This is a genomic window from Candidatus Villigracilis sp., from assembly GCF_057083605.1.
This window is the reverse complement of record NZ_JBXMTI010000112.1, coordinates 49371-71053: the sequence shown is the minus strand read 5'-3', so window position 1 is coordinate 71053 and position 21683 is coordinate 49371. Positions and strand designations below refer to the sequence as shown.

The following is a 21683-nucleotide window of genomic DNA, read 5'->3' as shown; positions in this document are numbered from 1 at the left end:
GTTTGGTTTTGTAATATTTTACAACTAATCCCACCAACATGCAACCAGTATATTCACCCAAGAGTACTGTATGCTGCGGTAAAATTATTTCATGTCCATCAAAATTGTTTTCATGGGATCACCTGAGTTTGCATTGCCATGCCTCGCTGCGTTGGCCGCTGCGCGAAACTATGAAGTTGTAGGCGTGGTGACTCAGCCAGACCGTGCGTCCGGGCGCGGGCGTGAATTGAAGTCGCCTCCTGTAAAGAAACTTGCGCTTGAATTGAATATCCCCATTATCCAACCTGAAAAATTACGCGCACCTGAATCCATGCAACAACTTCAAACCTGGAAGCCAGATTTGATCGTTGTTGCGGCTTTTGGCCAAATCTTAAAGAAGGACGTGCTCGATCTTCCACGCTATGGATGTATCAACATCCATGCCTCTTTATTGCCTCGTTGGCGGGGTGCGGCTCCTATCAACGCGGCCATTCTGGCGGGCGACGAAGAGACGGGTGTGACCATCATGAAAATGGATGTGGGATTGGATACCGGCCCCATGCTCGCGAAGAAATCCATTCGCATCCGTCGAGGCGATACAACTGGTTCCGTTTTACAGGCATTATCCACCCTGGGAGCGGATCTCCTGATCGAAACCCTGCCTGATTATTTATCCGGTAAGCTGATTCCAGTTCCGCAGCCCGAAGAGGGCGCCACTTACGCACCGATGTTAAGGAAGGAAGATGGCTTGCTTAATTTCACATATCCCGCCCATGAATTGGAACGACGAGTGCGTGCGATGAATCCATGGCCAGGTGCATGGTTCAAATGGAATGGAAATGTGCTAAAGGTTGCGCGGGCCTCTGTCAGCGAGGTGGGAGGCATGGGCATTGGAAGCAGGCTCATAGTCGATGGAAGACCCGCTGTCATGTGTTCGGATGTCGCGTTGATCCTTGATGAAGTCCAGCCTGCGGGCAAAAAGATGATGGCGGGCAAGTCATTCCTCTCCGGGGCAAGGGATTGGGAAACGTCGTAGCGTAAAGGTACCCAGAGGGTTATATATCTCAAACCATTTCTTTGGAGGAATCATGTTCAATTCAAAAGTGTTTCTCGCTGAATTCATTGGCACGTTCGCGTTGGTGTTCATTGGCGCCGGTGCGGGCATCGCCGGTGCCGGGCTGGTTGGCGTGGCTCTTGCGCACGGCTTTACACTGGCTGTGTTCGCTTATGCCTATGGACATATTTCCGGCACGCACGTCAACCCCGCTGTGACATTTGGCCTGGTTTTGAATGGAGCGATCAAATTGGGTGAAGCGCTCTTTTATTGGATCGCCCAATTTTCGGGCGCGATCTTGGCTGGATTCATTCTTTATGTTATTTATGGAGATATATCAGGTGGCGCAACTGTGGGTTCCCTGACCACTGCGGAAGCTTTACAGTCGGGCGGTTACAAGGTCATATTGCTGGCTATATTGGTAGAAACAGTATTAACTTTTTTTCTTGTTAATACTGTTTTACATACAGCGGTGGCCGGTAAAGGCGGTGCATTTGCAGGCTGGGCCATCGGCACAACCCTTGCGTTTGCCATTTTAGCTGGCGGACCGTTGACTGGCGCCTCCTTAAACCCTGCGCGCACTTTTGGCCCTGCGCTTTTCGCTGCACCAAGTTTTGCAGTTGGTGCTACCTGGGCTATCTATATTTTGGGGCCATTGATGGGTGCAACGCTTGCAGCCCTCGCTTATAACTTTTTTTATGGAATTACTGATACTATGCCTGAACCTATGGTTGAGGCAGTTCCTGCAAAAGCAGCGAAGAAACCTGCTGTGCGCAAGACTGCAAAGGCTGCAAAGAAATAAAGCATAAGTTATATACAAATTTGCAATCCCTGCCAATTTGGCAGGGATTGTTTTTAAATGCTCCTTGCGCCGTCCTCGGCGCAAGATTTACTAGCACATCTGCCCTGGTGGGCGGTACTAGTGAAACGCCGCCGAGGACGGCGGCTCAAGCCTCTCATTGCAATCCCTGCTAATTTGGCGGGGATTGTTTTTTATTCTCTGAAATCTATGCTAAAATTCACAGCCTTGTTGGTTTCTGGAGAAAAAAATATGCAAGATGAACTTTCAGTAATTACTACCGATCATAACCCCTCCTTGAGAGATGCGATTGCCGCCCGCCGTACTTTTGCCATTATCTCTCACCCGGATGCGGGTAAGACCACGTTAACCGAAAAACTGCTCTTATACGGAAATGCGATTGAACTGGCTGGGAATGTGCGCGCCCGTAAAAATCAGCGTGCCACCACTTCGGATTGGATGGAGATGGAGCGCGAGCGTGGGATTTCGATCACATCCACGATTTTGCAATTCCCTTATCAGGACCGCATCATAAACCTGTTGGATACACCTGGTCATCAGGATTTTTCTGAGGATACTTATCGCACCCTTTCAGCCGTTGATAGCGCGGTGATGGTGATCGACGCGGCGAAAGGCATTGAGTCACAGACTTTGAAGTTATTTGAAGTTTGCCGCAAACGCGGGATCCCGATCTTTACCTTCATCAACAAAATGGACCGGCCCGCCCACGACCCTTTGGATCTGCTAGATGAGATCAAAAAAGTGTTGGGGATGGAACCTGTCCCAATGAATTGGCCCGTGGGGGATGGCCCCGATTTTCGCGGGGTATATGACCGCGAATCCAAAAGGGTTTACTTATTCGAACGCACCGAGCGCAACGAACGCGCGGCTTCCGAGTCATTTATGTCTTTAGAAGAACTGGCGAAAAATAAAATTTTATCTGATGTACGTTACAAAGAATTAGCTGAAAGCATACATCTATTGGATGAAGTAGGGGTGGTATTCGACCATGAGAGTGTATTGAAGGAAAAGCAAACCCCGGTCTTCTTTGGCAGTGCGGTCACAAATTTCGGCGTGCGCTTATTCCTGGATGCTTTCGTAAAATATGCTCCAGTTCCCCAATCCTATTTGAGCGATGCAGGGACAATTGCTCCGCATCATTCTGAGTTCTCGGGCTTTATCTTCAAGATCCAGGCCAATATGAATCCCAAACATCGCGATAGCGTCGCTTTTTTGCGCATCTGTTCGGGGCGCTTCGAACGCGGCATGGATCTGGTCCATTCCCAAAGCGGGAAGACTTTGCGTTTGCTGCGTCCTTACAAACCTTTTGCAAACGAGCGCGAGATCGTTGACGAAGCCTTTGCGGGCGATGTGCTTGGGATTCCAAACAATGGAGATTTCGCAATCGGTGATTCGCTTTGTTCAGGAATGCCTGTCCGTTTTGCATCCATCCCACGCTTTCAACCTGAACACTTTGCATTATTGCGAAATACCGATCTGAATAAACAGAAACAATTCGCAAAAGGACTCTCCCAATTGGAAAGCGAAGGCGCAGTTCAAGTGCTGTATAACATCAATGCTTTCAAGCGTGAGCCGATTTTAGCTGTCGTTGGTCAACTTCAGTTTGATGTTGTGCAGGCGCGCTTGAAAGCGGAATACAACGTACCAACCGAATTGGAAAGATTGCCGCATGTGCTCCTGCGCTGGATCAAGGGAACAGAAAAAGCGATTGAAAACCTGCCAAACCGCAGTGAAGCCATCATCGCCCGCGATTCGCGCAATGAGTGGGCAGCGCTCTTTAGCACGCCCTTCTTCCTAAAATATTACGCTGAGAAACATCCCGATCTGCAATTTGTGGATATAACTCAGGTATAAACAAAAAGCGGCGATTGATTTCAATCGCCGCTTTTCTTGTCCTACTTCACAAACTGTTCGCTTGGGGATAAGCTTCCTGCACCACCAAAATATTTCTTCTGAAAGAAGAACGCCACATTCACCAGCCCGATCATCACAGGTACTTCAATCAATGGGCCGATCACTGCCGCAAAGGCCGCACCAGAGTTAATTCCGAATACAGCTACAGCCACCGCTATGGCTAACTCAAAATTGTTGCTGGCGGCTGTGAATGAAAGTGTCGTTGTCTTGGAATAATCCGCGCCGACTTGTCTTCCCATCCAAAATGAAACAAGGAACATCACTACAAAGTAGATCAAAAGCGGGATGGCGATGCGCACCACATCGAGCGGAAGCTCTACGATCACGTCACCTTTGAGCGAGAACATCACGACGATAGTGAAAAGCAAGGCGATCAGGGTCATTGGACTGATCTTCGACACAAAGACCTTGTGATACCAATCCCTGCCTTTCGCGTGGACAAGAAATAGGCGTGTGAAGAAACCTGCAATGAATGGGATACCCAAATAGATGAATACGCTCTTTGCAATTTCGCCGATGGTAATCTTCACAATGTTGCCTGTCATACCGAACCATGTGGGTAATACAGTGATGAACACATAGGCATACACGCTATAGAACAAAACCTGGAAGATGCTATTGAACGCGACCAGCCCCGCCGCGTATTCGTTATCACCTTTTGCCAATTCATTCCACACGATGACCATTGCAATGCAACGCGCCAGCCCGATGAGAATGAGTCCCGTCATATATTCGGGATAGCCGCGTAAAAACACAACCGCGAGAATGAACATCAGTATGGGGCCAATCACCCAGTTCTGAACGAGTGAAAGACCGAGAATTTTCCAGTTGCGGAACACATCACTCAATTCGTCATAATGCACCTTTGCCAGAGGCGGATACATCATCAAAATCAGGCCAATTGCAATTGGGATATTGGTTGTTCCAACAGATACAGCTTTGTTGAAGTCTGCAACTGCTTTAGGGAAGAGAAAACCGATCCCCACGCCGAGGGCCATTGCGAGGAATATCCATAGCGTCAGGAAGCGGTCCAGTGTGGAAAGCTTTTTTGTAGCGCTGATCTCTTTTTTCATCATGTCTCCGAATATTAATTTTGTGCAAGTAGTTTGATCATTGTGCGCTGAATATCATTGCGCAATTTCCAGAGCATTCGCAACCCAGGTGGTCACTTCAGCGGGGGTGGGGATACGACCCGTTGAAACAACTTTTTCGTTGATGACAAGACCAGGTGTGGATAGGATGTTGTAAGCCATGATGTCGTTGTAGTCGGTCACCTTGATGACATCGGCTTCAATCCCCATTTCAGTAACGACTTTACGGGCGATCTGTTCCACGCGCTTGCAATTGGCGCAGCCCGAACCTAAAACTTTTATAGCTATCATATTTTCTCCTCTTACAAAATGCCATTGAAAAGATAACCTATGAAAATGATCGCAATGGCAATGACACCTATAAATACGGCGATCAGCTGCGGTTTGAGCACGCGGCGTAAAATGATCGTCTCTGGCAGGCTCAGCCCAACAACAGCCATCATGAAAGCGAGCACCGTTCCCAGAGATGCTCCCTTTTCCATCAACGCGCTCACGATGGGGATGATGCCCGCCGCGTTTGAATAAAGCGGGATGCCAAGCAAGACAGCCGCAGGCACAGACCACCAGGCTTGTTTGCCCATGATCCCGACCAGTGCACTCTCAGGCACGTAGCCATGAATCCCTGCACCTACAGCAATGCCCATGACAACATACAGCCAAACCTTGCCAACGATCTCTTTGACAGAGTTCCAGGCACGTTCAATCCGGTCATTCCAGGTTAATTTTTCATCTAAAACTTGCCCTGCCCCGCTTTTGATCTGCCAGACAAAATCTTCTACATAGCGTTCCATCCTGAGTCGGCCGATCACCATGCCTGCCAAAATGGCGATGAATAAACCAGATGCGACATATAGCCCGGCGACTTTCCAGCCGAATAATCCAAAGAGCATGATGACCGCTACCTCATTGATGGTAGGCGCAGCAATGAGAAACGAGAATGTCACACCTAGCGGGATACCTGATTCTACGAAACCAATGAAGAGCGGTACGGCGGAACAGGAGCAAAATGGTGTGACGATGCCAAGCATGGCTGCAAAAATATTCCCGACGCCCTCGCGTTTTCCACCAAGCATGGCGCGGGTCCGTTCGGGGCTGAAGAAGGTGCGAATCATTGAGATGACAAAGACCATGCCCGAAAGCAGAAGCAAAATCTTTGGCACATCATAAAGGAAGAAGGCCACAGATTCGCCGAAGCGAGAATCACGCGCGAGCCCCAAAGCGGAATAGGAAATCCAGTCTGCGAGAGGTTGAATAACGTTATAGCCGGCCAGCCATGCCAGAACGGCGATGACAAGCATGGTAAATAAGCGTTTGTTTGTTTGAGGTATTGATGATGAGGAAAGTGTGGTCATAGCTCACAGGCTCGCTGCGGGAATAAGTACGGGTGAACATTGCGGGCATTCACATGATGGATTGAGCTGCGTGTTGATATGTGTAGAAACGGTTTCAGCGGAGAGTCCGCTCAGAGTGGCGGTGGCAGTGATCAGGTCCAGAAAGGAGACGTCTCTGATTCGATAGAAAACGTAACGACCTTCACGTCGATCCCGCAAGATATCCGCTTTGCGGAGTGCCATCAGATGTTGAGAAATATAGGCTTGCCGCCAGCCAAGCGCGGTTTCAAGATGGCAAACGCAGGCTTCGCCGTTGCCGATGGCGAGCAGGATGGCAATGCGCTGGGGTGATGCCATGGCTTCCAAAGGTGCGGCGATCTGTTGTGAGATTTTATCGAGGGATTGTTTTTTCATATTCATAAACCTGAATGTATTATAGAAACATATTCAGGTTTATGAATGTAACGAATGTCATGTTTTTGGGCGGTTGTTTTTCACTTTTGTTTTACAATTGGTTTGTGAGGTTAACCATGAAGAAATATGTCGCCGCAATTGATCAGGGTACGACCAGCACTCGTTTTATGGTTTTCGACCACGGTGGGAATATCGTTGCTGTTGACCAGAAGGAACATGAACAAATTTATCCAAAGCCAGGCTGGGTGGAGCATGACGCGCTTGAGATTTGGCAGAATACGAAATCTGTGATCAATGGCGCGTTATCTAAAATGGTCAATGGTCAATCGTCTGTCGTCGAGGATATCGCAGCGATAGGTGTGACAAATCAGCGCGAGACCACTGTTGTGTGGGATAAGAATACGGGCAAACCTGTTCAGAACGCGATTGTCTGGCAGGATACGCGGACCGATGTGATTATTTCAAAACTTGCCAAATCAGGCGGGCAGGATCGCTTCCGTAAAAAAACGGGTTTGCCGCTTGCCACTTACTTTTCGGGCCCGAAGATCAAATGGATTTTGGGCCATGTAAAAGGTGCGAAGGAAAAAGCCCAAAAAGGTGAATTGCTGTTTGGCAATGTCGATACCTGGCTGATCTGGAACTTGACCGGTGAGCATGTCACCGATGTGACCAATGCCTCACGCACAATGTTGATGAATCTCAAGACATTGGACTGGGATAATGAGATATTGAAGGTGATGGGAATTCCACGTGCAATGCTGCCGAAGATCAAATCGTCTTCGGAGGTTTATGGTTTTGTAGGGGCACAGCGGAAAGATTCAAGGTCCGAATCTAAAGGGTCCGCTGTGCCCCTACAAGGCGTCGCCGTGGCAGGCGATCTCGGTGACCAGCAAGCTGCGTTATTTGGTCAGACTTGTTTCAAGGCGGGTGAAGCGAAGAATACTTATGGCACTGGCTGCTTTATGTTGATGAATACTGGCGAGAAGCCTGTGCAAAGCAAAGCGGGACTTCTCACTACGCTTGGATACAAAATTGGAATTAAAAAGGCCGTGTATGCATTGGAGGGATCCATTGCGATTACGGGCGCACTGATCCAGTGGCTGAGAGATAATTTGGGACTGATCCAGGCTTCGGCGGAGGTGGAAGCATTGGCGAAATCTGTTGAAGATAATGGGGGGACATATTTTGTCCCTGCGTTTTCTGGTTTATATGCGCCCTATTGGAAATCTGATGCGCGCGGCGTGATCGTGGGGTTGACGCGCTATGTCAACAAGGGTCATATCGCAAGAGCCGCATTGGAGGCAACTGCGTATCAGACACGCGAAGTGCTGGATGCAATGGAGAAAGATTCGGGTGTGAAACTGCGCGCGTTGAAAGTGGATGGCGGCATGGTCTTCAACGAATTGCTGATGCAATTCCAGGCTGATATTTTGAATGTGCCTGTAGTACGTCCGAAGGTTGCGGAAACCACCGCCTTGGGCGCAGCCTATGCCGCAGGGTTGGCAGTTGGCTTTTGGAAGAACACGGATGAATTAAAAGCCAATTGGGGGCGTGATAAGGAATGGTCTCCCAAAATGGACTCAAAACGCCGCGCGGGTTTATACTCGGGTTGGAAGAAAGCTGTGACTCGCACGTTTGATTGGGTCGAATAAAATAAATTATCAAGCATCATCGGAACGTTACTATGAATCGAAGCGAAATCCTTTCCTCTCTCAAAACAAATCCAAAAATATCCGTGCTCATCGTGGGCGCAGGAATCAATGGCATTGGAACATTCCGTGATCTTGCTTTAAATGGCGTGGATGTTTTATTGATCGATCGCGCAGATTTTTGTTCAGGCGCGAGCGCAGCATCTTCACACATGGCACACGGCGGGATTCGTTATTTGGAGAACGGTGAATTTCGTTTGGTGCGCGAGGCAGTGGGGGAACGCAATCGCATGATCCAGAATGCGCCACACATTGTGAAGCCGCTTCCCACAACCATCCCTATCTTCAAATATTTTTCTGGCATTCTCAATGCGCCGCTTAAATTCTTGGGCTGGCTGGATAAACCCTCCGAGCGCGGTTCGCTGATTATTAAACTTGGTTTGATCATGTACGATGCTTACACTGGTAAGAACCGTACGGTGCCAAGACACAAGCTTTTATCACGTGCCAGCTCGCTGGCAAAATGGAACAAACTTAATCCGCAGGTAGTCAGCACTGCCACATATTACGATGGATTGATCTCGAACCCTGAGCGCCTGGCTCTCGAAATTCTTTTGGATGCAGAAGCCGACAGCCCCAATGCGCGCGCCTTGAACTATACGAGCATGGTCAGCGGCGAAAAGGACACGATCATCCTGCGCGATGAGTTGAGCGATGAAACCTATGAGGTTCATCCGAAGCTGGTAATTAATGCCGCAGGCCCTTGGATCGATTTCGCCAATCGCAGCCTGGGTTTGTCCACGCGTTTTATCGGGGGCACAAAAGGTTCTCATCTCGTTTTGGATCATCCCGAATTGCGCGCCGCCATAGGCGAGAACGAATTCTTCTTTGAAAACAAGGATGGGCGTATTGTGCTCATCTTCCCTTTGCATGACCGCGTTCTAGTGGGCACCTCTGATATCAAAATCGACCATCCCGATGAAGCCCGTTGTACTGATGAAGAGATCGACTACTTTATCGACATGATCGCGCGCGTATTCCCATCCATTAAAGTGACTCGCGAGCAGATTGTCTTTCAATTTACAGGCGTACGTCCGCTGGCTAGTAGTGGCGCAAAAACCACAGGTCAATATAGCCGCGACCATCATATTGAAGTGTTGAGCGGCGATTGGACAAATTTAAATTTTCCCGTCTATTCATTGGTAGGCGGCAAATGGACTTCCTTCCGTGCTTTTGCGGAACAGGTCACTGATAAGGTGCTGGCTCATCTTGGCAAGACGCGCCAGAAAAGCACGCAGGATCTTCCCATTGGCGGCGGGCGTGGCTATTCAACAGATGCCAACGAACAGAAACGTCAAATCGATGGCTTTGCCGCGTGGACTGGCTTGAGCAAGGAACGGCTGCACACTTTGTATGCGCGCTATGGCACGCGCACCGAAGCAGTTGCATCTTTTATCAATCGCACCGCCGATGCGCCTTTAAAATCCCTGCCTGATTTTACGCGCCGCGAGATCGCCTTTCTTGCGCAAAATGAAAAGGCTCTTCATCTGGACGATATTCTGTTGCGCCGCACCATGCTTGCCATGCTGGGACGATTGACAAAGGATAACGTGGAAGAGATCGCCGATGCGATGGGCGCGGCACTTGGCTGGAGCGTTGAGCAGAAAACTGCCGAGGTGGAACGCACCCTCCGTTTGCTGGCTGACAGGCATGGGGTTGTCCTGAGCGAAGCCGAAGGATGATGCGCATCATCTAGCTTATACCGCCGTCCCCGGCGGCTTTTTCAACTCTGTGCCGGGGACGGCGCAACGAGCAAAGCATGGTCATGCGCATGGTAAAATCTTTGCGATGTCTCCCAAAAAACAAAAACTCAAAGTTGACCTGATCATCCCCGTCTTCAACGAATCTGAAGTGATCGGCCAAACCTATGCGGATATTCGCCGCGTAGTGGATTCGCTTCCCTATGACTTTAAATTCATTTATGTGGATGACGGTTCAAACGACGGGACAGTTGATACGCTCCGAAAAATCGCGGAGGCCGACCCGCGCATTTCCCTGCTCCAGCTAAGCCGCAACTTTGGGCATCAGGCCGCGCTGACAGCCGGCATGGACGCCTCGCATGGCGATATGATGATTTCCATGGATGGTGATGGTCAGCATCCGCCTGAAATGCTCCCGAAAATGATCAACCTTGTCCAACAGGGATATGACATTGTGCAAGCCCAGCGCCTCGATGATGGCAATTCCATTTCGTTTAAAAAATTTACGTCCAATTTTTTCTACTGGTTGATTAATAAGATCAGCGGTACTCAGGTCTTGCAGGGCGCAGCGGACTTTCGCGCACTATCACGCAATGCGTTAGATGGCCTTCGTTCCATGCACGAGTATCATCGTTTTCTGCGCGGCATGATCTCATGGATGGGGTACAACAGCGTCATCCTTCCCTATCATGAGCCTGCTAGAATTGCGGGCAAGTCAAAATACTCTCTGGGTAAAATGTTCCGCCTTGCATCGGATGCGGTCTTTTCCTTTTCTCTTGCACCTTTATATATCGGATTAAGTTCAGGCCTGGCATTCTTTGTTCTGGCGATTGCACAACTGGCTTATGTTTTGATCTTGTGGCTGACGGGCCACACAGAGCGCGTGGTTGCAGGCTGGAGTTCATTAATGGGAGTCATGTTGATCGCAAGCGGTATCATCATGATCCTGCTGGGTTTTATCGGTGTGTATGTCGGATATATTTTTCAGGAAGTAAAACGCCGCCCGATTTATTTGTTGAAGGCGAAACTGCCAGATGACGGAAATTAGACCCAAACCCTTTTACATTACCTTGCTGCGTCACGGTGAATCGGTTGGGAATGCAGAATCGCGCTGGCAGGGGCAGGCGGATTTTCCGCTGACCGAAAAGGGACGGGCACAGGCAATCGCCCTGGCTGAGCGTTGGAAAAAAGAAAATGTGAAATTCGATCACATTATCTCAAGCCCGCTCACACGCACGAAGGAAACATCTGAGATCATCGCTTCGGCTTTGAGTCTAAAAATTGAGTTCGAGCCCCTCTGGCTTGAGCGTGATAACGGCGAGTTTGCCGGGCTTACCGCGCACGAAGTCCGCCAGAATTTTACGCACCCACCATTTACAACGCCCTATGATCCTGTTGGCCTTGACGGGGAAGGCGATTGGGAATTGTTCCTGCGCGCAGGACAGGCTCTGCACGACTTGTTGAAACGCGAACCCGCAAGATATTTGATCGTCTCGCACGGGGGCTTGCTAAACCAGGTGATGCACGCGGTCGTGGGTGTAGCTCCTCAAGCCAACAATACAGGCACGCGTTTCCGTTTTGGCAATACGGCCTTTGCCCAATTGATCTATTCTCCGCACCAGCACCGTTGGGCAATTGATAAACTCAATGACCACCTCCATTGGCCCGAGGACGAATAATTACCCGACCACTAATCCCACCTTGTAAAATCGGAGCGTCATGGCACAAACTCTTCCTCAATCCGCTGAACTAAAATTCCTCCTCTTTGGCGCTGGTGCTATTGGCACTTACATCGGCGGATCTCTCGCACTAGCTGGGCACCAGGTCGCTTTTGTGGAACAGCCCAAAATGGTGCAGGAGTTGCGCGAGAAGGGCTTACGACTTGATCTAACTATTGATAAAAGAAGAAACACAAAAGATGCATTCAAAATTGATCCACGCTCTTTCGTGATCGAGCCTTCGCTCGAAGCAGCTTTGAAATTCGGCCCATTTGACGTGGCCATTTTTGCACTGAAATCTTTCGATACCATTCCCGCATTGGAAGGTTTGAAACCCTTTGCCGAAAAACTTCCCCCGATCCTGTGCCTTTCCAACGGCGTGGAAAATGAACAGGCCATAGCCAGAATACTCGGCGCAGACAAAGTCATTTATGGCACGGTCACCACTGCCATTGGCCGCCGCGGAGTCGGTGATATTGTCCTCGAAAAATTGCGAGGTGTTGGCGTGGCAACCGGGCACCCACTCTCGGAAAAACTTGTCACAGCTTTGGATCGTGCCTATCTCAAATGCCATTTGTATCCCGACGCGCACAGCATGAAGTGGTCGAAGATGTTCACCAACCTGGTCGCCAACCCAACCTCTGCCATTCTCAATATGACAGCCGCACAGGTGCTGGCGGACAAAGAACTCTACAAACTCGAAATTAATATGCTTCGCGAATGCCTGGCGGTGATGAAGGCGCAAAACCTCGAAGTGGTTGACCTGCCTGGGACACCCGTCACTGCATTGGCGTTTGCGACCAAACTACCCATCTGGCTTTCCAAACCACTACTCTCCCGTGCCGCAGGCAGTGGACGGGGCGGCAAGATGCCATCTTTTCACATTGACCTATATTCAGGCCGAGGCCAAAGCGAAGTAGAATTTTTGCATGGAGCAGTTGTCCGCGAAGGCAAGGCACGTGGAGTGCCAACCCCCGTCAATGAATTGCTTACAAATACGCTAATGGCACTGACCAAAAAAGAAATCCCGCTTGAAGAATTCGCGGGAAAGCCTGAGAAGTTGCTCGGCTTGCTAAAAGTCGAAAGTCAAACGTCAAAGGCTTAGCATTCCGACGTTCGATTTTTGACGTTTGACCCACACGATCATGATCCAATTCACTCAACCCAGTCAAAACGTTGAAATCCACCTACCTGACGGCAAGACTCTCTCTGGTCCGCGTGGCACCCAGATAAGAGAGTTCCTTGCCGCGGTCAAAGATGACTATTCTGCGCCCATCGTAGCTGCCATCATCAATAACCAAATTCACGAACTGACTTTTCCCATTGAATTTGAATCACGCTGCCAGCCTGTTACCATGGATACCGCCGATGGCGCGCGCATCTATCGCCGCTCGCTTGTCTTTCTGCTTGAAATGGTTTTTGCCCAACTCTTCCCCAGGACAAAATTGACCATCGACCATTCCGTTTCATCGGGCGGATATTATTGTCAGGTGACAGGCCGCAGAAACCTTTCACAGGCAGAACTGGATACCCTCAAAGCACACATGAGAAAAATAATCAAGGAAGATCATCTCTTTGTGCGCAATGAAGTCCCCCTGCAGGAAGCGATCGAATATTTTAAGCAGCATGGTTATGAAGACAAAATACAACTGCTCAAATACCGCCGCAAGCCTTACCTCACACTGTACAGCTTCAATGGTCAAATGGATTATATGCATGGTTATATGGTGCCGTCTACTGGATATTTGAAATGGTTCGATTTCAAAATGACCGTGGGCGGATTCACCATTCAATTTCCGCGCCGCCACGCTCCAACCCAGATCGAACCGATCGGTGATTATCCAAAATTATTGAAAACATTTCGCCAGTATGGCGACTGGTTGAAAACCCTCAATATTGACAATGTCGGCGCTCTCAACGATGCCATTGAAGCGGGCCGTGCCGATGAGATCGTGCTTGTCTCTGAGGCGCTGCATGAGCAGAATGTCGCCGATGTTGCACAGCAAATTTTTCAAAAGAAATCGCGCATCATTCTGGTTGCGGGCCCCACATCCTCTGGCAAAACAACATCATCACGCCGCCTGGCTGTGCAATTGCTGGCGCGTGGCATCTCCCCCTATCCGCTTGAACTCGATCATTATTTTGTCGACCGGGATCTCACTCCGCTCGATGAAAACGGCCAGCCCGATTTTGAAACAATCGAAGCATTAGACCTTAAGCTGCTGATGGAACACATGGAAAAACTTCTCAGCGGCGAGAAGGTCCAATTGCCGCGATACAACTTCAAGACCGGTTTGAGCGAAGAAGGCGACCTCATCCAATTAAAGGATGGACAGCCGATCATCCTCGAAGGCATTCATGGGATGAACCCGCGCCTCATCCCTGACCGTTGGGCTGATTCAGCATTTCGAGTTTACGTCTCCGCGCTGACGCAGCTCAACCTTGACCGTCACAACCGAGTCTCCACAACAGACACGCGCCTCATCCGCCGCATCGTGCGTGATGCCCGTGAGCGCGGATATTCAGCGCAGGCCACGATCTCACGCTGGGAATCGGTCCGCCGCGGCGAAAAGAGACATATCTTCCCGTATCAGGAAAACGCGGATGTGATGTTCAACTCAGCATTGGTTTATGAGCTGTCTGTATTGAAGCCCTTCGCCGAACCATTGCTGCGTCAGGTTCCTTATAACGTGCCAGAATATATCGAGGCGCGCAGGCTGCTGGCTTTCCTCGAATGGTTCCTGCCATTGGATGCAAGTTTGATCCCCGCCAATTCCATTGTGCGCGAGTTTTCAGGCGGTTCCAGTTTGAAGGATTTCAAAATTTGGAGAGGCTAAACTTAAAATAAATCTCCGAGATTTCAAAAATCTCTGAGATTTTTATTTCGATGTTTGCGCAAGACGACTTAATGGTCATTTATCTCTTTTCTTCCTTCGAAAAACTAATTTTCCATCTTCTTCAAGCTGCTCAATACCGTGTTCGTTTGCAGATTTAGTTACGTCCGTTATAAATTCTTGAAAATGTTTAGTAGTAGGATCCTCAATTGATGAGGGATTTATTTTGATATTAGAAGGTATTTTCGACCGATAGCAATACCCGTTTATTTCTCCCCATCCATTCTTTTGGGAATAAGAATTTTTTATATATGGTCTAGAACCATCTGATGGATAAAAAGGTGTCTCCAAGTACTTTTTTTCATTACTATGAAGTTCGCGTACTGTCCCGTCTTTTTCTACAAAAACAATAGGATACGGAACGATTTTTGCATCACTTTCAGAAATCACTGCGTACATCGAAGGCTTCTTATTTTTTTTCCAAAACATAACAATGCTCCACATTTTTTATCTGTTCAATATCGTTTCGATCTGTCCCAATTCGCCACTTGAAAAATCAAGCCGCTGCAATGCGCCCACTGCGTCTTCGATCTGCGAGACCTTGCTTGCGCCGATCAAAACGGAGGTCATCGTTTCGTGGCGCAGTACCCAGGCCAATGCCATTTGTGCGAGAGTCTGTCCGCGCGATTTGGCCATCTCGTTCAGTTTTTGAACCTTTGCCAGTTTCTCGTCAGTAATGTTGTCAGGCTTAAGAAAGCCATGAGGCTTGGATGCGCGCGAACCTTCGGGAATGCCTCCAAGATATTTATCGGTCAGCAATCCCTGGGCAAGAGGGGAGAATGCAATACAACCGATGCCTTCTTCTTTCAGGGTCTGGAGCAAACCATCCTCCACCCAGCGGTTGAACATGCTGTAAACGGGCTGATGAATTAAACAAGGGGTGCCGAGGTCTCGCAGTATTTTTGCGGCTTCGCGTGTTTTATCGGCGGGATAATTTGAGATGCCTGCATATAGTGCCTTTCCACTGCGAACGATGTGATCCAGTGCGCTCATCGTTTCTTCAAGAGGAGTATCGGGATCGGAGCGGTGATGATAGAAAATATCAACGTAATCCAGTCCCATGCGTTTAAGGCTTTGGTCGAGGCTGGAGATTAAATATTTTCGTGAGCCCCATTCTCCATACGGCCCCTCCCACATCCAATAGCCCGCCTTGGAAGAGATCACCAATTCATCACGATATGGCTTTAGATCTTTTGCCAGTATTTGACCAAATGTCTCTTCGGCGGAGCCCGGCGGCGGACCATAATTGTTTGCAAGATCGAAGTGCGTGATGCCGAGATCAAATGCGCGCAGAACCATGTCGCGGCTGTTTGAGAAAGTATCCACGCCGCCGAAGTTATGCCACAAGCCAAGTGAAATAGCAGGCAGTTTCAATCCGCTGCGGCCCGAACGGTTGTAGCGCATGGATTCGTAGCGTAAATCAGATGGTAGATAGTTCATGATTGCTCCAAAACGGTAAACTTTTCGTCCTGAGCGGAGCCGCTTTTTTACGGCGCAGTCGAAGGACAAGGTGTTTAGGTTAGCCGCACTGCCCTTCGACTACATTCCTCGAAAAGCACTCGTCTTTCCGCTCACATAGTCCCGATGTTTTTTCGGGAGGGCGGAGGGCATTTACACAAATCCCTGCTCGATCAAACTTTCAGCCATCGAGAGAATTGCTTCCTCTTTTGAACGCGGAGTCCATTTGAGGATGCGCCTTGCCTTTTCGTTGGAGAGTTCAAAATCCCAATCCAAACTGCGGACTACCAACGCGATCCTTTTATCGAAGAGAGCAAGTAGCCTAACAAAAAATGATGGGAACAAAATTCTGGGAATCTTATAACCACGTTTTCCATATTTCTCGTGGAGAATATTCGCGAGTTCTTTGATCCAGATCGTGCCAGTGGGGACAAGAAAGCGATTTCCCGCAGCTTCAGGCGTGGTCATGGCGAGGATGATCGCAGATGCCACATCACGCACATCTACAAAGTCCGTTTTGAGCCTGCCTACACCAGGAACCTGCCCCAGCATGAAAGTGCGGATCATCTCTGCGGATGTGGGAAAATTTTTATTGGGAATGGGTCCAAAGATCAATGGTGGATTGATAGCAACCATTTCCATTTTGTTTACGTTCTCTGCGCTGTTGATAAAACCCCATGCAGCACGTTCGGCCAGCGTCTTGCTTTTGGAATACGCGCCGATATTATTTTCAATGATCGACCAGTCATCTTCGGTAAAGGTTCTATTCTCGCCATGATGTCCCGCTGAAACTGCGGCATTGGAAGAGACCAGCACCACGCGCTTGACATTGGCCTTGTGTGCGGCACGTAAGACTCGCAGCGTTCCTTCAACAGCAGGGATGATGAGTTCATCTTCATGTTTTGGTTCATACAACGGAAAAGGCGACGCGACATGCAAAACATATTCGACGTCTCTCATCGCTTCATCCCACCCTGATTCCTGCTCCAGATCCGCAGGCAGAATCTCCAGCCGATCATTTGCCCACACAAACCTTGAGATCGTCTCGCGGACTTCAGACTCTTTCGACAATGATCGAATCGTTCCGCGAACTTTATAGCCCTGCTCAAGCAATTGAACGATGGTATGTATGGCGACGAATCCGCTTGCGCCAGTGACAAGGATTGGTTGCGATGAATTCATCATAGTTAGAAAACTCCCATAACTAGCAGGGTGAGCGCCGCCCCGAATGCGCCGCACGCGAAATCGCCCCAGTCATTATTTAGCCTCAAATAGATTTGAGCTTCCGCACCCCGACCCAACCCAAGATGCCGAGTAACAGCATAGCTGCGAGAAACACAAGGTAGACCCAGCCGCGCGGCTCACTCCAGGCAAGATCATTTGGATAGCGGACAAGCGCCAGGCCTTGCAAGAGGCCAAATAGCACAAAAAATATCATCACCGGTTCAATGCCCATGTAATCATTCTCCCAGACGACATGTGCCGCGACAACCCCAATAAATACCAGCCACGTAGAGATCGCTCGTCCTGTGAGTGGGGTCAACTGCCATGCCCACCAAGGGGCAACGGCCTGAGGTGCAATGAAAAGTAAAGCACCCGCCAAAAGGGTGACAACAGCGAGAATGAGGCTTGCCACTCGCAATCCCAGCGGTAATGCCTGGCGTGGTGGGTCCTGTCCGGGCGCACGCAATTGAAGTATCAGGTTGATTGCCATGCTGGTAGGAACGCCAATGTAGACGGCTAGCCAAAGCCAGGTAAGGAGAACCGGTATGATTGTGGGGCTGTTCAGGTGAAATCGGTCAAGATGGATAAGAGTTGTTACGAACATTAGAACTGTAAAGCTGGTTGGTCCGGGCACCGCCAACCGAGCACGCGCCCACAGGATTTCGCGAGATGCAAGAAAGCCCAAGCTCGCGCTGGCCAGGTACGCCACGCCTAGAAACGCTGCCGAAAGCAATGGTGGATTAATTGTCCAAGCAAAATATGTATCGGTATGCCCAGTGGCGAAGAAGAGTGTGCTTCCCGCAAGAAGCACAGCCACTGTGCCAATTTGCAATTGCCATTTCATCCCAGCAGTCGTTAATTTGTTCATGTTTTGGCCTCTAATGGACAAATTAATTAGACTTCGCACAACCAAATCTCGAATTCGCGCTTACATCAGAAATTTGAATTGTACGAGCTTGATTTGATTTGTCGATAAGTTCAATTCACCCGTCCCATTTCGGCTTAAATATTGCTACCGACGGTTTCTTAGTGGCAGCGTACTCACTTCTACGAGCAGGATTCTACCTGGGCGTAGTATAAACCCATTCTAGCTATATGGAGGTGCTTTGCAGTGGGAACTATTTCATTTATAAGTTTTTTCGCCTTTGACTTTCCATTCTCAAATAAAATATTAAAGTGGTGGTCAACATAATCGCAAGAAGGGTCGTAAACCAATTGATAATGCTGGCCTTGAAATCGGCAGGGTTCATGGCTGCCGCGACAAGGATCAGGCTGTACGCAATAAAGTTGCCTTCAAGGAAGACGCGCCATGCAGTCCAGCGCGAGTCAGATGAAATCATCAACGCACTCGTGCCAATCACGGAAAGCCATCCGCAAATCACGCGTGCTGTCAGTGAAGTTAATGTCCACGGCCAGGTGTTGACAAGAAGTGTCGGGTAGAGAAAACCGGTCAGAGCGAAAAGCAGGATAACGGTCCCCACGATGCGGGTGATGAGGCGGGCAGTGGAGGAGACTAGTGCATCGGATGCTTCAGGTTCGTTCGAGTCAGTCCTTTTGTTGTAAACCCAAAGTGCTGGGATAAGAAACGGAGAAATGATGTAAATGATGACCCAGATTGTAAAGCTGAGCGTGCCATATGAGAAACGATCCCAATGCAAAATGGTGGAGATGAGTATGGATGAGGTAAATATGGTGAGAGCGAGGAATACGGGCTGTATCCGATGCCAGTATTTACCGATCGCTCCCTGGGCAAAGATCCATGCGCCACCAAGGTAGGCCGCGCCAAAATACATGGATGACATGTGTGGTTTGATAGCCCATGCAAAAAGCTCGCCTGTTCGATCTGGCAGGAAAAATAAAATGACGAATGCAATCAATAAAAATGGAATAACCCCGAACATGACCACGCGGGTCAATGGAAAGATGTTATCTTTTTTCATGGCAGTTCCCTTTTACGAATGATTTGTTGTTTATGTTAATTGTTGGATAGTACCACATCCTATCCACGCTCTCAAAAAAGTTTATCCTGATCAGGCGTGAGTTAGCGCCATTCAGGTACTCATCCTTTGATGACGATGTCGCAAGTGGTGGGTTAGGCGATTGTCAACGGACTCTGCATCGGACAAACAGATGTAAACGGATTGAGCAAGGTGCCAGGGGAAACATACCCTTATTAAAAATCATTCATGATGGGAAGACAAAACATTTGCTGACATTGTTGATGGAGCGACTGGTCCAAATTTTGCGAGCGGATCATTTTCCAGGCAAATCATGATGTGCGCATTAACGTCCGCCATACCGATTTGCGATAACCCGATTGACCTTCGACGATCGCCAGCATTATGCTCGATAGTACGCCGCTCTGAACGAAAACCTTGAACGACCAGAGTGGCCAGCGATAGAAGATGTGTGTCGCGAATCGCCCATATCGAAAGTCAGTGTTCAGTTCTTGATTGATGCGGCGGGTGTGACGAGCCAAGTTCGTGTCGCCACGCTGCATTGCCGCGAGAATCTCCTCGGCTACGATCTGTCCGCTGCGGATGGCAGCCGAGATGCCTTCGCCGAATAATGGATCAGCAGTGGCAGCGGCGTCGCCAATCAACGCGACGCGCCCACGATGGAACTGATCGAACCTCCCACCCAAAGGTAGACGATGACCCTTCAACGTGAGCTGACCATGCGTGCGCAAATCTGGCTGCCGCTCGATGAAGCGTGAGAGGTAATCGCGTAGCTTGACCTTACCACTGGGTCGCCAGGTGCCGACACCAATTGACAGATGCTCCGCCTTCGGGAAAATCCACGCGTAACCCCACGGGATGCCGCCGAAATCAAACAACACTTTACCGCGCCATTTTTCCATCACCGCAGACGAAACCTGAATCTCGCCTTCCAGCGCCGCGCCGTCGTGCCGCTTCGCCATCAACCCGAGCGTCTTCGCCGTCGTGCCATTCGCCCCATCTGCGCCGACAACGAAACGGGAACGCAACGTTTCGACGTTGGTATGCACGTTCACGCCATCGCCATCCAACTCAACCTGCTCCACCGCGACGCTATCGCGCAACTCCGCACCTGCCTCAATAGCTTTTTGCGTCAGCAAATAGTCGAACTTGTCGCGCATCACCAGCCAGCCTGCCACGCGTGGCAGGCTTTGCAATGTTAATGGTCCACTGTCGTATGAGAATGCGACTGCGCGCACCTCATCTTCAAGTGTGGAAGCGATGTCGAAGTCGAGCATATGCAAAACCTTGCTCGTCAGCCCGCCGCCGCATGGTTTGTAGCGCGGCAACTTGAACTTTTCAAGCAGGAGCACCTTCAAATTCTGTTGCGCTAGTTTGCGCGCGGCGGTTGCGCCCGCGGGTCCCGCGCCGATCACAATAACATCATATAGAGTCATAAGGGATCCCTCAATACTTGTAAGATGGATATGGGACGCAGGTCCCATGGTCACCCAGCTTTGTCATTAACAATGAATTTCCTGTGCTATGAGTATAGCAGGCTAATCAACGCTATCACAACCCCAAATGCTCCACACGCGAAGTTGACCCAGTCATTATTCAGCCACTTCCAACCGCGGATGTGAACCGTTTCTGCGCCGCAGGTGTGGAGTGGATGTTTCTCTGTTTCTTTATTATCTGTCGGGCAGTAGTACATGGCTTGGACCGTGCCGCCGAGGAATGAGTCAAAGAGGGAGCCCGCAAGTCCTGCCAAAGTGATGATGATGAATATCGAAACAGAATCAGGAGTCAGGTAGAGGGAGGCGGCGAGGAGGCCAATTAAGGAAGAGCCTGCGAGAGAAGCGAATGTGCCGATTAAGGAGATTCCGCCTGAGGTGCCTTTTTCCACAACTTTGTTTAAGTTAGTGATCATGCGCGGCGGGCTTGGATTCAGCACACCAAGTTCGGTAGCCCAGGTATCCGCATTGACTGCGGCGAGGGATGCTGTAAAAGCGAGCCAGGGAATCAATGATTCTGGATAAAAGAAATGCAGCGCCGCGAAGAGGGTGGCGAGGCCACCATTTCCAAAGACCTGCCCTGCATCGCGTTCGTGGCCTTTTGAGAATTTTTCGTCGAGACCTTGCTTGCTTTTTTTGAATGCGCGACTCAACACGGAGGATGTAATAAAAAACGTGAGCAGGACAATCGCCCATTGCCATCCACCAATGCCAAAGATGACCGTGCCTGTGAAAGCCGCGGCGATAAATCCGCTTTTGTTGAGGCTGCGGGCTTTGTATGCGAGGAAAGCGATAAGGATTGCGAGGAGGAAACCAAGGAGAAGTTGCATGAGACCATTCCGTCATTGCGAGGACAGGTTTAGCTCGACGAAGCAATCCCAGACAATGTTGGAGATTGCTTCGGGCAAAGAGCAAGAGCGCCCTCG

Annotated in this window: 20 protein-coding genes; 9 read left to right on the top strand and 11 right to left on the bottom strand. The window is 49.6% G+C overall.

Going from position 1 to position 21683, the window contains the following annotated elements; genetic code table 11:
• The first annotated feature begins 91 nt into the window (after positions 1–91).
• The 3 genes from fmt to AC14M5_RS16220 all read left to right on the top strand — a co-directional run bounded on the left by fmt (position 92) and on the right by AC14M5_RS16220 (position 3707).
• On the top strand, positions 92–1015 hold the full coding sequence (gene fmt / locus AC14M5_RS16230; RefSeq protein WP_484030735.1) for a methionyl-tRNA formyltransferase: 924 nt from the start codon (positions 92–94) through the stop codon (positions 1013–1015).
• A 52-nt stretch (positions 1016–1067) separates the two neighbouring features.
• Positions 1068–1835, top strand: coding sequence for an MIP/aquaporin family protein (locus AC14M5_RS16225; protein ID WP_484030734.1), 768 nt, complete (start codon positions 1068–1070; stop codon positions 1833–1835).
• A gap of 249 nt (positions 1836–2084) precedes the next feature.
• Positions 2085–3707: a peptide chain release factor 3 gene (locus AC14M5_RS16220; RefSeq protein WP_484030733.1), complete on the top strand. Its 1623-nt coding sequence runs from the start codon at positions 2085–2087 to the stop codon at positions 3705–3707.
• Positions 3708–3748: 41 nt separating this feature from the next.
• Here AC14M5_RS16220 and arsB read toward each other — a convergent pair whose 3' ends face one another.
• Genes arsB through AC14M5_RS16200 form a run of 4 tightly spaced genes read right to left on the bottom strand, consistent with a single transcriptional unit; the run spans position 3749 to position 6603 of the window.
• A complete protein-coding gene (gene arsB, locus AC14M5_RS16215) occupies positions 3749–4840 on the bottom strand; it encodes an ACR3 family arsenite efflux transporter (RefSeq protein ID WP_484030732.1) in 1092 nt (363 codons plus the stop codon).
• A 54-nt stretch (positions 4841–4894) separates the two neighbouring features.
• Positions 4895–5149: a thioredoxin family protein gene (locus tag AC14M5_RS16210; protein ID WP_484030731.1), complete on the bottom strand. Its 255-nt coding sequence runs from the start codon at positions 5147–5149 to the stop codon at positions 4895–4897.
• A gap of 11 nt (positions 5150–5160) precedes the next feature.
• The gene (locus tag AC14M5_RS16205) at positions 5161–6210 is read right to left on the bottom strand and encodes a permease (RefSeq protein ID WP_484030730.1); all 1050 of its coding nucleotides are present in this window, start codon (positions 6208–6210) and stop codon (positions 5161–5163) included.
• 3 nt (positions 6211–6213) lie between these two features.
• On the bottom strand, positions 6214–6603 hold the full coding sequence (locus AC14M5_RS16200) for an ArsR/SmtB family transcription factor (RefSeq protein ID WP_484030729.1): 390 nt from the start codon (positions 6601–6603) through the stop codon (positions 6214–6216).
• A 116-nt stretch (positions 6604–6719) separates the two neighbouring features.
• Between AC14M5_RS16200 and glpK the strand changes: the two genes are divergently transcribed.
• The 6 genes from glpK (at position 6720) to AC14M5_RS16170 (ending at position 14567) form a co-directional block, all read left to right on the top strand.
• The gene (glpK, locus tag AC14M5_RS16195) at positions 6720–8255 is read left to right on the top strand and encodes a glycerol kinase GlpK (protein WP_484030728.1); all 1536 of its coding nucleotides are present in this window, start codon (positions 6720–6722) and stop codon (positions 8253–8255) included.
• Positions 8256–8287: 32 nt separating this feature from the next.
• Positions 8288–9994: a glycerol-3-phosphate dehydrogenase/oxidase gene (locus AC14M5_RS16190; protein ID WP_484030727.1), complete on the top strand. Its 1707-nt coding sequence runs from the start codon at positions 8288–8290 to the stop codon at positions 9992–9994.
• A gap of 106 nt (positions 9995–10100) precedes the next feature.
• Entirely contained in the window at positions 10101–11060 is a 960-nt protein-coding gene (locus AC14M5_RS16185) for a glycosyltransferase family 2 protein (protein ID WP_484030726.1), read from the top strand.
• Complete coding sequence (locus AC14M5_RS16180) at positions 11047–11691, top strand: histidine phosphatase family protein (RefSeq protein ID WP_484030725.1); 645 nt, start codon at positions 11047–11049, stop codon at positions 11689–11691. The genes AC14M5_RS16185 and AC14M5_RS16180 overlap by 14 nt, the downstream gene beginning before the upstream one ends.
• 40 nt (positions 11692–11731) lie before the next feature.
• Positions 11732–12835 carry a ketopantoate reductase family protein gene (locus AC14M5_RS16175; protein WP_484030724.1) on the top strand — a complete coding sequence of 368 codons (1104 nt, stop codon included), beginning with the start codon at positions 11732–11734 and terminating at the stop codon, positions 12833–12835.
• 40 nt (positions 12836–12875) lie between these two features.
• Positions 12876–14567 carry a uridine kinase family protein gene (locus tag AC14M5_RS16170; RefSeq protein WP_484030723.1) on the top strand — a complete coding sequence of 564 codons (1692 nt, stop codon included), beginning with the start codon at positions 12876–12878 and terminating at the stop codon, positions 14565–14567.
• 75 nt (positions 14568–14642) lie between these two features.
• Here the strand turns inward: AC14M5_RS16170 and AC14M5_RS16165 are convergent, their stop codons facing one another.
• From AC14M5_RS16165 to AC14M5_RS16135, 7 genes are all read right to left on the bottom strand, one after another.
• Entirely contained in the window at positions 14643–15053 is a 411-nt protein-coding gene (locus tag AC14M5_RS16165) for a hypothetical protein (RefSeq protein ID WP_484030722.1), read from the bottom strand.
• Positions 15054–15071: 18 nt separating this feature from the next.
• Positions 15072–16064 (bottom strand): L-glyceraldehyde 3-phosphate reductase, encoded by a 993-nt coding sequence (gene mgrA, locus AC14M5_RS16160; RefSeq protein ID WP_484030721.1) that lies wholly within the window; start codon positions 16062–16064, stop codon positions 15072–15074.
• A 171-nt stretch (positions 16065–16235) separates the two neighbouring features.
• Positions 16236–17267, bottom strand: coding sequence for an SDR family oxidoreductase (locus AC14M5_RS16155; RefSeq protein WP_484030720.1), 1032 nt, complete (start codon positions 17265–17267; stop codon positions 16236–16238).
• 82 nt (positions 17268–17349) lie between these two features.
• Entirely contained in the window at positions 17350–18174 is an 825-nt protein-coding gene (locus AC14M5_RS16150; RefSeq protein WP_484030719.1) for a hypothetical protein, read from the bottom strand.
• A gap of 259 nt (positions 18175–18433) precedes the next feature.
• A complete protein-coding gene (locus AC14M5_RS16145; RefSeq protein ID WP_484030718.1) occupies positions 18434–19246 on the bottom strand; it encodes a hypothetical protein in 813 nt (270 codons plus the stop codon).
• A 329-nt stretch (positions 19247–19575) separates the two neighbouring features.
• Positions 19576–20700, bottom strand: coding sequence for a geranylgeranyl reductase family protein (locus AC14M5_RS16140; protein WP_484030717.1), 1125 nt, complete (start codon positions 20698–20700; stop codon positions 19576–19578).
• An 86-nt stretch (positions 20701–20786) separates the two neighbouring features.
• Positions 20787–21587 (bottom strand): DUF92 domain-containing protein, encoded by an 801-nt coding sequence (locus AC14M5_RS16135; RefSeq protein ID WP_484030716.1) that lies wholly within the window; start codon positions 21585–21587, stop codon positions 20787–20789.
• Between the last annotated feature and the right edge of the window lie 96 nt (positions 21588–21683).